This window comes from Roseovarius sp. D22-M7 (genome assembly GCF_037083785.1).
Classification (GTDB): Bacteria; Pseudomonadota; Alphaproteobacteria; order Rhodobacterales; family Rhodobacteraceae; genus Roseovarius.
The window spans coordinates 1-12,952 of the sequence record NZ_JBAPKY010000075.1 but is presented as its reverse complement, the minus strand read 5'-3'; the positions used below and the strand labels follow the sequence as shown (position 1 = coordinate 12,952).

11 protein-coding genes and 2 pseudogenes are annotated in these 12,952 nt (G+C 58.2%); 5 read left to right on the top strand and 8 right to left on the bottom strand.

Annotated elements, in window-relative coordinates; genetic code table 11:
* Nucleotides 1–56: 56 nt before the first annotated feature.
* The 8 genes and pseudogenes from V8324_RS19665 to V8324_RS22510 all read right to left on the bottom strand — a co-directional run.
* Complete coding sequence (locus tag V8324_RS19665; RefSeq protein ID WP_336421605.1) at nt 57–506, bottom strand: alpha/beta fold hydrolase; 450 nt, start codon at nt 504–506, stop codon at nt 57–59.
* 296 nt (nt 507–802) lie between these two features.
* Complete coding sequence (locus V8324_RS19660) at nt 803–1,360, bottom strand: hypothetical protein (protein WP_336421604.1); 558 nt, start codon at nt 1,358–1,360, stop codon at nt 803–805.
* A gap of 286 nt (nt 1,361–1,646) precedes the next feature.
* Nucleotides 1,647–2,012: a hypothetical protein gene (locus tag V8324_RS19655; RefSeq protein WP_336421603.1), complete on the bottom strand. Its 366-nt coding sequence runs from the start codon at nt 2,010–2,012 to the stop codon at nt 1,647–1,649.
* Complete coding sequence (locus tag V8324_RS19650; protein ID WP_336421602.1) at nt 1,999–2,787, bottom strand: helix-turn-helix domain-containing protein; 789 nt, start codon at nt 2,785–2,787, stop codon at nt 1,999–2,001. Before V8324_RS19650 ends, V8324_RS19655 begins: the two co-directional genes overlap by 14 nt.
* Nucleotides 2,784–3,149, bottom strand: a complete 366-nt coding sequence (locus tag V8324_RS19645) for a hypothetical protein (protein ID WP_336421601.1) — start codon at nt 3,147–3,149, stop codon at nt 2,784–2,786. Before V8324_RS19645 ends, V8324_RS19650 begins: the two co-directional genes overlap by 4 nt.
* A gap of 347 nt (nt 3,150–3,496) precedes the next feature.
* The gene (locus V8324_RS19640) at nt 3,497–3,619 is read right to left on the bottom strand and encodes a hypothetical protein (protein WP_336421600.1); all 123 of its coding nucleotides are present in this window, start codon (nt 3,617–3,619) and stop codon (nt 3,497–3,499) included.
* A 445-nt stretch (nt 3,620–4,064) separates the two neighbouring features.
* Nucleotides 4,065–4,445, bottom strand: a pseudogene (locus tag V8324_RS19635) (transposase); the annotation flags it as partial.
* A gap of 127 nt (nt 4,446–4,572) precedes the next feature.
* A pseudogene (locus V8324_RS22510) lies at nt 4,573–4,759 on the bottom strand (IS256 family transposase); the annotation flags it as partial.
* A gap of 199 nt (nt 4,760–4,958) precedes the next feature.
* Between V8324_RS22510 and V8324_RS19625 the strand changes: the two are divergent.
* From V8324_RS19625 to pglX, 5 genes are all read left to right on the top strand, one after another.
* Entirely contained in the window at nt 4,959–5,810 is an 852-nt protein-coding gene (locus tag V8324_RS19625; protein WP_336421599.1) for a WYL domain-containing protein, read from the top strand.
* Entirely contained in the window at nt 5,807–6,427 is a 621-nt protein-coding gene (locus V8324_RS19620) for a DUF1819 family protein (protein WP_336421598.1), read from the top strand. Before V8324_RS19625 ends, V8324_RS19620 begins: the two co-directional genes overlap by 4 nt.
* Nucleotides 6,424–7,026, top strand: a complete 603-nt coding sequence (locus V8324_RS19615) for a DUF1788 domain-containing protein (protein WP_336421597.1) — start codon at nt 6,424–6,426, stop codon at nt 7,024–7,026. Before V8324_RS19620 ends, V8324_RS19615 begins: the two co-directional genes overlap by 4 nt.
* 4 nt (nt 7,027–7,030) lie before the next feature.
* The gene (gene brxC, locus V8324_RS19610) at nt 7,031–10,558 is read left to right on the top strand and encodes a BREX system P-loop protein BrxC (RefSeq protein ID WP_336421596.1); all 3,528 of its coding nucleotides are present in this window, start codon (nt 7,031–7,033) and stop codon (nt 10,556–10,558) included.
* Nucleotides 10,559–12,952: BREX-1 system adenine-specific DNA-methyltransferase PglX (gene pglX / locus V8324_RS19605; protein ID WP_336421595.1), on the top strand; the 2,394-nt coding region annotated here is incomplete at its 3' end. It lies immediately after the preceding gene.

The following is a 12,952-nucleotide window of genomic DNA, read 5'->3' as shown; positions in this document are numbered from 1 at the left end:
GGACTGGAACAGGTTCCTCGAAGACTTCGTGTCGGACCAACAAATCATCGACCGCGTCAAGGAAAAAGGCCCGCGGTTGTAACCGGGCGGTTACGGGCGAGATGGCCTGTCCGAAGGCGTTCCGGTGCGCTCGGCGGGTGAAACGGGTAGCCCAGGCAAAGAAGCCCCGCGATCCTCCCTTCCGCCTGCATGTCGTCTGCGATCATGCTGGCCACGCGTCCGCCCATCGACTTGCCGCCAATCACCAACGTGTCGACCTGCCCGAGCGCAGCGACTGCGTTCCGGTATTCATCCATGAGCTTTTCGATCTTCGGTGGTGGACGACGCGCGGCTCCTTGCCGCCGCTGTGCCATGTAGTCAAATTCGAAGCGTGCAACCCGGCACTCCCGCGCGTCAAGTTCGGCCGCGATCTGTTCCATGAAGTCCGAATCCATCGGTGCGCCCGCGCCATGAGCGAGCAGTATTGTGACATCGCTATGCCCCTCGCCGTCGAACAGGAACGTCATATCACCCTCCACCCTGGCAGCGGCGTCGCCGGAAGAACGTGATGACATGAAAGCGGTTCTCAAGCCACGAAGCTCACATCGCTACAGCTGGCTTTAGCCCAAGTTTTTCGAGAATATCTATTCCGTCCGCGGTGTGTTAGTTCGTCCGAATACTTTCTTTGCAGCCGCAGCGAAAGACTGCTCTGGAGGGCCGCATCGCGGAGGTGGGATAGTTTCATGAATGACTGGATAGGGCCGTCCATGTCGATGCAGTTTTCTCCCAATGCAAATCAAGTGTTCCGCACCGCCTTGAGCCGCTATTCAAACGCATCCTTCAGGTCAGCAAGGTAATCTGACAACTCATCGGGATATCCCCAACCAATGTGACCATAAACGCGATGAAGTTCTGCCTCAAGCGAAGGCAGGAATTCCGCAATAAGCTCCTGATCTTGCTGTTTCAGAAGGGTTTGGACAACACTCGAGAACATTGAACACAAGCTGTCATAGTAGCCCTCGTCAATGTCTCCGAACTCAAGTGTGAAATCATTGCCGCATTTCACGTAGTAGATCATGAGGGTCAGCGTATCGCGGATGTTGCCATTGGCTTTCTTGAACTCACTGATGGCTTTTCGGCCTTCGGCCAGTTTTACATCTTGCTTCCAAGGCTGCTTTGGGCTGATGGCACGCTGAATTCTTGTCATGTAAGGGGCAAGATGGCCCTGCTTTGTATCATCACTCAAGAAACGGGCATGCATGAACGACGCGTTCTCTGCATTCAAACGATAGAGGTCCTGCACAAGCCCGAGCAGTTGGGTCGAAGAAAAGCCAGACAGCACCGGCTTGACGTCTTCCCATGAAATTTTCGCACTGCTCATCGCCGCTCTCCCACCAAAACGCGTGTTGGGTAACATCTGTCTTTTTGGCGTCACTATGGTGGCCTCGGCCTTCTCGTGATCCTTTTCGGGTCAAGTTTAAGCTTGGCCGACGCGAAAAGAAAGTCCGGGAGCTGCGCGCCGTATCATGTGCGACAATCCTGGATCAAAACCCGATCAAGCCATTCTGGCAGACCGGTAGGTTTGCAACAGGCTGATTTCCCTGTGTTTCATGATTCCCAGCCAGATCTCATTCCAGCCGCAATCAAAACCCGATCAAAACTTGCCCTCAGGCAGAAAGCGCCATTACGAGGCGCACAAGGCTTGCGCCCAGAAGGCACAGGTAGCCGGCCCAGAGGCAGGCCCTGTGCCACGGTTTCCAGGCGTTCACCTCGTTTTCGCGTTTTTCAACCGCGACCGGGTGCGTCAGGTCGCGGGCCCTGGTTGGTTTGTCGGGCAGGTTGCCTGGCGTTTGAGCCGATTCCGCACCTTTTACCGGCTTGGCTCCGGAGCCGTCAGGCGCGGTGTTCTTGAGTTTTTGAAGCTTTTTCTTGTGCCTGTCGAGCACGAAGACGGGAACCGAGAGCATGAGCAACCCGACAAAGGAGGCGCCATTCAGAAGAATATCAGTTAGCACGTCTTCATGTGTTGCCATTGGTTTGCATGCCGGCAGCCCATGTTGGATCCATGAGATCGCTGGCTCCCGGGCTGGATGCTTTGGTCACTGATATACTGTCCACGATCTTCATCGAGACGATATCCATCAGCTCCACCCTGGCTGCTCCGATATGGACACTCGCACCTTGGCTGTCTTCTTGCCAGTCCTGAAGTATCCGCTTTGCGAGGGGAGCCCGGTTTCCGGCAAGACCGGCCAGTGATTTCCGGGCCTCATCCAGATGTCGGACAAAATCTTCGGCCTCGAAGCGGAACTGATTGGCAGTCTTATCCTGGCTCATCGTGCCATGCAGAAGCGCAACATGTCGTTGCAGCTCCTCGATTTCGGAGAGGATCCGGGAGATCGAAACCCCCGGTTGCGGGGTGCCCGCCGATACGGCCTCCGGCTCTCCGGGCCGGGCTTCCGCGCCGATATCAAGATCACCGCTCTTGTCCGCGGGAGTGTCGTCATGCGCGATGTCCTCACGCAGGATATCATCCAGGTCGGGAAACCCGATATAAATCGGGATGTCGCAGGCGGCCATGTAACGCTGAAGAGAGTCGACCCGTGGCATGTTGCCCTTTGGGGATTCCAGGGTTGCGATCTGCGATTGGGCCATGCCCGACCGCTTGGCCACCTCTTCCTGGGTCAGGCCGCGTGCCTTGCGGGCCTCACGCAGTCGCCGTGCCAGCTGCCGCCGCACGGTCTCCTTTGGGCTTGCCTTGTCGAGATCGGGATGAATCTCCCTGAGAAGTTTTCGTGCGTTCGTTTTCATGGTATTGCCTCCCAATGGCGATTGGGCCCGAGGTCAAGAGATTTCGAGGATATGCCTGGTGCCGCTTTGCGGGCATGATCGGTCCCGGCGGTGAGAATGTCGTGAACCTGGATTTCACGGGATCCCGTCTGGCTGGATGTGATGATCGTAACATGTGGCGCGTTCGGGGCTGGCACGACGCCGATCTCGTGCGAGGTTCCGTCATAATGCCAGTTTCCGGCCGCTTCATCCGAAGCGTGCCCGACTGTTTCGAGATCAGCAAGCGCTTCGTCGACACCCTGGGATTCATCTGGTTTCAAACCTTCAAGAACCTTACTGATATGTGCCTCACGACCAGGCGCGATGACGACATCATAACTCACTCTCGTCTCCAAATATAGGGTTTTTCATATATCATCCAAGGGCTATGCCCAAGGCGTTCAATACAAACAATTTTCCGGCTTAAAGTCAAACATCAGGTTTTGATAATCGAGCTTTTTTATTCAGCGGACGTTCCCCAAGTAGCCCACCACGTGGTGAAAAATTGTCCTGACGCAGCCTGCGAGTCAAGCGTTCGGTGCTCGTGTTGGCCGCGACTGTCGTGCAGCCACGCGGATTTGGGCGGATCCGGCATCATCATTTCCGGGATGACCGAGCTCTCTTTCGAACGACGGCTCGCGCGACAAGGGGAGGACGTTCAGTCATCATCGATGAACTCGCCGAGGAGGGCTTAGACTTCGAGCTGATCGGCCGAGAGATCGACGGCGATCTTGATCCCCTCGATCTCGTCTGCCACGTCGCATTCGGTGCCAGCCGTGCGCCGCGCTCTCGCAGGAAGACACCCGAACGCCATTCGGGTCACCGTCGAGAAGGAAGATGTTGATCGAGCGCAGTTTCATCGCACCGCACGACCGACCAGATCCATCACCCTGGCATAGTCTGTTACAACATCATACTTCACGCTGTCTGCGATAACGCGCTGGCTGATTTCATCGAAGAACTTGCGAGCGCTGTGAATCCCGGAGACAAACGTATGGCCCGCCCCGTTGCAAGCGACGATTGGGTGGCAACATGATCAGTCTGCACAAACGTATCCGGCATGTCGGCTCGTTGGCCGCTGCCAAGATGGAGATCCGCGCGTCCCGATCCTCATAAATGGGCCGGCCTCGTCGGGCCGTTTTGCTCCGAAGGTTTTCGAGACACCGGTCGACTGTCAGGCCATCTTCCTCTCACCACTCGCAGTTCGGGGCACCGGGCGGTGTTCGCGCCGGGTGCCGATCCGTGTTTTCAGCGCGCGGTCAGCGAACAGCCTCGAAACTGCGTCCGTGATGAAGCAGAGCCCACGCGATCCGTGCCATCTTTGCGGCCAACGCCACGACCGCGACGTTTTGGTGCGCGCGGGCAAGCAGCGCGCGCAGCCACCTGCCGGTCGCTGTGTCTTGTCTGGACAGGATGGGCATGGCGGAGCGCGCGCCCTGGATCAGCATCTTTCTCAGATACCGACTTCCTCTTTTGGTGATGCCAAGGAGTTTTGGTTTGCCGCCCGTCGTCGCCTGGCGAGGAACGAGCCCCAGCCATGCCGCGAGATCCCGTCCCTTCGAGAACGTGGCCGCATCACCGACCGCCGCGACCAGCGCTGTGGCGTTCAGCGCCCCGATCCCGGGAATCTCCGTCAGGCGGCCGTCTGTCTTCATGTGACCAATCGCCGGCTCGATCGCGCTACGCCGGCGCAGATCTCGCCTCGCCGTGCCCGAAAACACTGAGGCCGCCAACTAACAGAACGCCTTGGCGTGTCTCCCACACATGAACGAGCTTGAAGACCATGAGTTTCGCCGTCTTCTGCGACAGCGCCCCATTGGTTCGCACGGTCCGGTGCCGGACGATGGCGAAGACGCTCTCGATCGGGTTTCCCGTCCGCAGGTGATACCAGTGGTCGCCCCCGGAAGTCGTAGAAGGCGACCAGCTCCTCGCGATCCTTGGTCAGGCAGGTTGCTTTGGGGAACTCGGAAGATGGCTCGATCTTAAAGTTACGGAATGTCTCCGTGATGGCGCGATCGGGGCCGTCACGAGGCAAGCTGGCTGAAAGATCACTAAGTTCGTCCTTCTTTTGGTGGATAATAGGGTTCTTTTTTGTAGACGGTTCGAGATTTTCAGACTACTCGTAGCGTATGAATTCCCATGGCTCACACCAGATGACGCGCTGGCAGCGCGATCGACGCGCCTTCATCGAGCATCGCATTTATTGGCATGGCTCGATCGGGCTGGCCGATCTGATGGACGTCATGGAAATCAGTCGTGCCCAAGCCTCCAAGGACCTGAATGGATATATTTCTGACCACCCGGATCACCTCCACTACGACAAGAGCGCCAGAACTTACGTCATGGGGCACGCCTTCGAGGCGCATTACCTGTCGATCGATCCCGCGGAGTATCTCGCTGATCTCGCCGCTATTGCGACGGGGGCTGCGGTGCCGAAGTCGGACTGGGTCGTCGATCTCCCCGACATTCTCGCCCCGACGATCCCGGCGCGCGGCCTGAATCCAGCGACCGTGCGCAATGTTCTTCTGGCCTGCACGCAGCACCGTCGGCTCGCTGTCAGTTATCAGTCGATGTCATCGTCAGAACCGACCAAACGCGAGATCGCGCCGCATGGCCTGGCGCATGACGGGTTCCGCTGGCATGCGAGAGCCTGGTGTCTGCGTGATGGCATTTTCAAGGACTTCGTTTTGGGGCGTATCCTGTCCAGCTCCCTGGGCGATGTGTCGGATATCGATACAGGTGCAGACAAGGACTGGTCCGAAACCGTGACACTTCGAATCGCGTCACATCCCGGTCTTTCCGAAAACCAGCGACGCGCGATCGAACTGGATTACGGCATGACCGATGGCGCAGCCGAAATTCCCGTTCGCAAGTCCCTTCTGTTCTACACCCTCAAGCGCCTCGGCCTCGACACGGATCCCGAACTGCGCCGTCCGCAAGATCAGCATATCGTCCTCGCTAATGCGTCAGAGATCCAGAGCGCTCTCGACCGGAGAGCCCCATGACGAGTGCATCCCAGCCAGCTTATCGGATGTCATTCACTACGGGCGGGCTATTCTCGCAGGAGAGTGTCGAAGTGGCGCGCCTGCATCGCGACGGTGAAGCTTGGGAGGACACGGCCAGGCGTGCCTTGGTCAAAGGGGCGACCGTGCTGCCGAAATCAGCGTCGAACCGACGGTCCCTTCGTGAAATCACAAACCGACTCCGCGTGTTGACGGACACCGAGCGCCATTTTCTGCTGGAAGGCGCCGATCGCACGGACCAACAAGCCCTTCTTTGGATTGCGACCTGCCGCGCTTATAGGTTTGTAGGGGAGTTCGCCGTAGAAGTCCTTCGCGAGAGGTATCTATCTTACCAGATGGACCTGCCGCGTTCGTCATTCGATATCGCCTTGGAGAACAAGGCGGAGTGGAACGAGGGGCTTGCAAGTCTCAGCATGTCCACACGAAGCAAGCTTCGCCAAGTCCTGTTCCGTATCATGCGTGAAGCGGGAATTCTTTCGCAGGACAATCGTATTCAAGCCGCAATTCTGTCCTCTCAGCTGAGAACTCTAATACAAGAACATAAACCCGCCGAGCTGGCGTATTTTCCCGGTATTCCCTTGGTGGAGCGTAACCCTTGAAGACTGAATTGAACCGCAAGGAGCGCGCCGAGCATCTCCACCGGGTTATTACCAGCGAGCGGTTCCTGACGAAGCAGGGCCTCGGAAATGAGGTGCCCTTCTTCATCTGCCCTTTCCCGGCCTCGGAGGGCCTGACCATGATCGAGGACCGCAAGGACCTCGTCTCCCGCATCGGCCATTCCGGCGTGCGCGTGCTCGACCTCAGCCTATATGACATCGCTCTGGAAATCCTCGACGAACGAGGCATCCTTCAGCAGGTCCTCGAAATCGAGGCCGAAAGCGAGAAATCCGAGATCAAAGACGTCCTGCAAGGCGTGCTCGATCCGGCCAACCACCTTGTTCCCCGGATCGGTGAAGCCATCGAAGCGGAGCCGCATGATGTGATATTCTTGTCCGGAGTCGGCGAGGTCTACCCGTTCATTCGGTCCCACAACGTCCTGAACAACCTGCAAAGCACCGCAAAAGTGGCGCCGACGGTGCTGTTTTTTCCTGGCAGCTACACGCATGCATTGGCAACGGGCGCGTCACTGGACCTTTTTGGCCAGTTACATGACGACAAGTATTACCGCGCCTTCAATATCCTGAATTACGAGGTCTGACCCCATGTCACAGTTGCTCAAAGACATTTTCGAAAAGCCGGTCGACCGTGCCATCGACGGCGTCATCAAGGCCGATGACGAGGCAAGTCTTCGCGTCGAATTGGACGAATACGTGATCACCGGCGAGATCTGTCAGAAGCTTGAACAATTTCTCGAGGCCTACAACAACTACGAGACGTCGAACGGGGTTTGGATCTCGGGTTTCTTCGGTTCCGGTAAATCGCATCTGTTGAAAATGCTCGCTCTTCTGCTGGAGAACCGTGAGGTCGGAGGCGCATCGGCTCGTGACATCTTCGCCGAGAAGCTGAAAGACGAACCGATGTTGAAGGGCGCGCTGGGCAAGGCCGTCTCTATTCCGTCGAAATCCATCCTGTTCAATATCGATCAGAAGGCCGACGTCATCTCGAAGACGGATGTCGATGCCTTGTTGTCCGTGTTTCAGAAGGTGTTCGACGAGTCCTGCGGTTTCTATGGCAAGCAGCCGCACATCGCGCAGTTCGAGCGTGACCTGCATGGGCGTGGACAGTTCGAAGCCTTCCGAGCGGCGTTCCAGGACGCATCCGACAAACCCTGGGAGCATGGCCGCGAACAGGCGCTCCTCGAGGCGCGTCACATCGCAACCGCCTTTGCGACGGCGACGGGGGGCGATCCAGCGGATGTCAAGGACATTCTAACGCAGTATCGCAAGGATACGCGGGTTTCGATCGAGGATTTCGCAAGCACGGTTAAAGCCTGGATCGACGAGCAACCCAGGGGGTTCCGGCTGAATTTCTTTGTCGACGAGGTCGGTCAGTATATTGCCGACAACGTCAAGCTGATGACCAACCTGCAGACTGTCGCCGAAACCCTGAATAGCCGCTGCAAGGGGCAGGCCTGGATCATCGTGACCTCCCAGCAGGACATGGAGTCCATCGTCGGCGATACCAGGGTTTTCCAGAGCCGGGACTTCTCGAAGATCATGGCCCGGTTCTCGATCCGGATGCCGCTGGACTCGCAGAACGTTGCCGAGGTGATCCAGAAACGCCTGCTCGCAAAGACCCCCGAAGCGCGGGTGACCCTCGGCAACCTGCACGACCGCGAAGAGAACAACCTCAAGACATTGTTCGACTTTGCTGACGGGTCGATCAAGCTGAAGAATTACAAAGACCGTGAACACTTCATCTCGAGCTACCCGTTCCCGCCCTATCAATTCACCCTGTTCCAAATGGCCATACGGTCGCTGTCCCAGCACAACGCTTTTGAGGGCAAGCACAGCTCGGTCGGCGAACGCTCCATGCTCGGCGTGTTCCAGGAGGTGTCCAAGAAGCTGATGGACAGGCCGGTCGGCGGTCTCGCCACGTTCGATCTGATGTTCGAAGGCATCCGAACGGCCCTGAAATCGAACGTACAGCAGTCTATCCACCTTGCCGAACGCCAGATCCAGGATATTGACGACTTCGCCGTTCGTGTGCTCAAGGCCTTGTTCCTTGTGAAGTACGTGAAGGGGTTCAAACCATCGGTCCGCAACATCTCGATCCTGCTGCTCTCTGAACTGGATGCGGATCAGACCGCACAACGCCGCAAGATCGAAGAGGCGCTCAGCCTGCTCGAACGCAACACGCTGATCCAGCGCAACGGTGAAGTCTACGAATTCCTCACCGACGAGGAAAAGGATGTCGAGGCTGAGATCAAGGCGCTCGAAATCGACCCCTCCGAACTGTCCAAGGAACTTGAAACCCTCGCGTTCGATACGATCCTGCGCCATCGCCGGTTGAGACACGCAGCCACGAATAATGAATACGCCTTCACCCGGAAACTCGACGATCACACGCTTGGCCGGGAACATGAGCTGGCTATCAACATCGTGTCGCCTTTCAGTGAAGATGCCGACAGCCCGGAGGCCGTGCGGATGAAGACGATGTCCCGCGAGGAACTGGCCGTCGCCCTGAAGGCGGACACGAATTTCGTCCGTGACCTGATCCTCTTCAAGCAGACCGACAAGTTCATTCGCCAATCCCGGACCGGGTCGCCGCAACCTGGGCGTGACCGGATCATTGCCGAGAAGGGAGAACAGAACGCCCGCCGTGCCAAGGATCTCGAGATGCGCCTTCGCCGCCTCATGGGCGAGGCGCGCCTGTTCGTGCGCGGGGATGAGCTCGATATCGGGGGCGAGGAGGCTCAAGACCGGATCGCCAAGGCGTTCCAGACCCTCGTCGATAAGGTCTACACGAACCTGCCCATGCTGCGTGGCGTCAGCTATTCCGAGGCGGACATCAACAAATCCGTCCAGCCCGAAAGCAGCCTGTTCGGCGCAGATGGAACGGGCCTCGGCGAGGCGGAACAAGATGTCCTGAGCTTCATCAATGGTCAGGCCAGGAACGGGGTGAAAGTCTCGGTGAAGTATCTGGTCGAGAAGTTCACGACGAAACCCTATGGCTGGCCCAATGTCGCGGTTCTCTGCCTTGCGGGAAGCCTGTCTGCCAAGGGCAAGATCGAAGCGCGCATCGACGGCACGCTGACGGAAGGGCCTGATCTGGCGAAAGCCCTGAATAACTCCCACGCTTTGCCGAGCATCCTCCTGACCCCGCAGCAGGAATTCTCGGCAGCCGAGATACGTCGGTCGAAGGAACTCTACCAGGAACTCTTCTCCAGACCGGCATCGGGAGGCGACGCCCGCAGTCTCGGAGCGGAATGGGCCGAAAGCCTCGCCGAGCTGGAAGCAGAGGTGGATGACCTGACCCGTCAGGCCCGCGACTACCCCTTCCTCGCCGCGCTGGAGCCATTCCGTGACCAGTTGCGGTCCATGAAGAGCAAGCCCGCCACCTGGTTCATCACCGATACGCCGCGGCATGAGGATGACCTGCTGAACCCTAAGGAAGACATCCTCGACAAGGTCAAATCGTTCATGGGCGGTGCGCAGCGTGCCATCTATGACGAGGCGCGCGACACCCTTGCCCGGCAACAGGCCAATATCGATCACGTCGATCCTGAAGCGGGCCAGCGGATCCGCGATGTGCTGGCCGATCCCTCGTGCCACAAGGGCACCGCAATCCAGGACCTCAAGACCTCGCTCTACGATCTGAAGAACAAGGTCGAGCTGAAGGTTCTGGAGGAGCGCAAGGCAGTCATCGCCGCGGTGGACGAGGTCGCCGCCAAGGTGACACAGATGCCCGAATTCAACGGCCTGGACGCAGACAATCAGGCGCGCATCACCAACAGGCTCGAACGCGAAAAGGCAGGTCTCGACACGGTTGTTCTGATCCCCGTGCTGCAGAACAAGGCCAACCATGTGCGCACCAGCCTGCTGACCGAGATGATCGCCGAGGTGGATCGCCTCGCGCGTCCCCCGCAACCCGCTTTCACCCCGAAGCGTGGCGTGAACGATCCGCCGGCGCACGCCCCCCAGGCGCCGACCTACGTCAATGCCTCGCAGATCAAGGTACCCTTCACGAAGGCCTACCTGTCGGATGACACGGACGTCGCCGACTACCTCGAAGAAATGAAAAAGACCCTGCTGGCCGAGATTCACGCGGGCAAGAAAGTGATCGTCTGAATGGACACCAACGCGCTCAAGAAATTCGCCGCAGCCGCCCGCAACCTGCTGATCGACCAGGTCACGGCCAAACTCGACCTCGTGCTGGCCGAGGGGGCGCCCGCGCGGCGGGAGCATCTGCGGCCGGTGAAGGACCTCGAGAACGCCATCAAGAAGGACGGTCGAAAGCAGATCATCGAACAGGTGGCTTACACGTGGTTCAACCGCTTCACCGCCCTGCGCTTCATGGATGCGGGTGGCTATACGCAGGTGCGCGTCGTCTCCCCCGCCGACGGCGCCACCCGGCCCGAGATCCTGACCGAGGCGCTGGCCGGTAACATCCCCGAGGGCGCGCCGGGCGAAATCGCCGCGCTGCTGGAAAACCGCACGCCGTCGAACGACCCGCAGGCCGAGGCCTACCGCCTCCTGCTCGTCCACGCCTGCAACGGCTGGCACAAGCACATGCCGTTCCTGTTCGAGAAGATCGACGACTATTCCGAACTGCTGATGCCCGAGGATCTGCTGTCGCAATCCTCTATCCTCGCCGAACTGCGCAAGGTCATGACCGAAGACGCCTGTCAGGACGTCGAGATCATCGGCTGGCTCTACCAGTTTTACATCTCGGAGAAGAAGGATCAGGTCTTCGCGGGCCTCAAGAAGAACCAGAAGATCACGGCCGAGAATATCCCCGCCGCGACGCAGCTCTTCACCCCGCACTGGATCGTCCGCTACCTGGTGGAGAACTCGCTGGGGCGGCTCTGGCTGCTGAACCGCCCCGATAGCCGTCTGGCCGAGCGGATGGACTACTATATCGCGCCGGAAGAGCCCGAGACGGATTTCCTGAAGATCGGCAAGCCGGAGGAAATCAAGGTCTGCGATCCGGCCTGCGGGTCGGGGCACATGCTGACCTTTGCCTTCGACCTGCTCCACGCGATCTACGAGGAAGAGGGGTATGAGGCGACCGAGATCCCCGCGCTGATCCTGACGCACAACTTGACCGGGGTGGAGATCGACGACCGCGCGGGCGCGCTGGCGGGTTTTGCGCTGGCGATGAAGGCGGCGGCGCGGCTGGGGCGGCGGCGGTTTTTGCGGATGGAGGCGAAGCCCGACATCTGCGTGTTGCAGAACGTGGCCTTTACCGCCGAGGATGTCCGGGATGTGGCCGCCGTGGTGGGCAAGGACCTGTTCACCGATGAGCTGCGCGAGACGCTGGGGCAGTTCGAGCAGGCCAAGAACTTCGGCTCGCTGATCGTGCCGAAGCTGCGCGACCCGGCAGAGACGCTGCGGGTGGTGGAGGCGCGGGATTTTGGCGGCGACCTGCTGCTGAAGGAGGTGCAGGCGCGCGTCGTGGCCGTGCTGCGCATGGCCGAGTCGCTGTCGCCGAAGTATCATGTGGTGGTGGCCAACCCACCCTATATGGGTAAGCGAAGCATGAACGACCGCCTTAAATCGTTCGTTGAGCGAAACTATCCCGCCGGGAAAGCAGATCTTTTTGCGGTTTGCATGGAAGCGTTCGCCGCGTTGACCTTGGGTCGCTCTTACCTCTCCATGATCAATATGCAGTCCTGGATGTTCTTATCGTCATTTTCGGACTTGCGTGACCACTTCATTCGATCTGGTTCATTCGTAAGCATGGCGCACCTTGGCGAAAGGGCATTTGATACCATCGGAGGTTCAGTTGTCTCCACGACTGCCTTCGTTTGGAAAACAGGCGGAGACTTAAAACGGAAAGGTGAATTTCTTCGTCTTGTCGAAGCTCGAAATGAATCTGAAAAATCAAAAAGGCTGCGCGAGGCGAGCCAACTTGACCTAATCTATCGGGTGTCGAGCAAAGGACTGGCATTGATACCGGGTAGCCCTTTAGCTTACTGGGCAACCGATGGGCAGATAAAATCCTTTCTCAGCGAGGAGAATTTTGGAGATATAGCGTCGCCAAAAGTTGGGATGCAAACGGCAGATAATGAAAAGTTCTTGCGTCTCTGGCATGAGGTTGTTTTTCAGGAAACTTCATGTTTCCGGTCAGATCAAATGAATTGGATTGCTTACTCCAAGGGAGGAACCTATCGGAAATGGTATGGGAACAACGATTATGTTCTTCATTTCCGGACGGACGGTCGAGAGCTTAAAAAACAGAAGAACGCAACGCTACCGGATTTATCAGTCTACTCGGCCAATCGCTGCACATGGACCGATATTGGCGGCGGGAGTCCATTTGGAGCGCGCCAAGCGCCCCTCTTTTCATTCTACGACATCAAGGGCCATTCTTTTTTTCCCGCAGAAAGAGCAAACGGTGTCTTGTCTTGCGCAAACTCTAAGCCCTTTAACAGGCTGCTGAAGAAGTCTGGCGAGAAGAATATTTTCCCGATCATACGGGTTTCAGCCAGACGGTTTGCGGGCGACGGGCCACGCCTTGGG

Coding starts and splice junctions, on each gene's coding strand:
- V8324_RS19655 (WP_336421603.1), bottom strand. CDS start 2,012: ATGGCAACACATGAAGACGTGCTAACTGATATTCTTCTGAATGGCGCC.
- V8324_RS19620 (WP_336421598.1), top strand. CDS start 5,807: ATGACGAGTGCATCCCAGCCAGCTTATCGGATGTCATTCACTACGGGC.
- V8324_RS19665 (WP_336421605.1), bottom strand. CDS start 506: ATGACGTTCCTGTTCGACGGCGAGGGGCATAGCGATGTCACAATACTG.
- V8324_RS19660 (WP_336421604.1), bottom strand. CDS start 1,360: ATGAGCAGTGCGAAAATTTCATGGGAAGACGTCAAGCCGGTGCTGTCT.
- V8324_RS19650 (WP_336421602.1), bottom strand. CDS start 2,787: ATGAAAACGAACGCACGAAAACTTCTCAGGGAGATTCATCCCGATCTC.
- V8324_RS19625 (WP_336421599.1), top strand. CDS start 4,959: ATGACGCGCTGGCAGCGCGATCGACGCGCCTTCATCGAGCATCGCATT.
- brxC (WP_336421596.1), top strand. CDS start 7,031: ATGTCACAGTTGCTCAAAGACATTTTCGAAAAGCCGGTCGACCGTGCC.
- V8324_RS19640 (WP_336421600.1), bottom strand. CDS start 3,619: ATGGCGTTCGGGTGTCTTCCTGCGAGAGCGCGGCGCACGGCTGGCACC.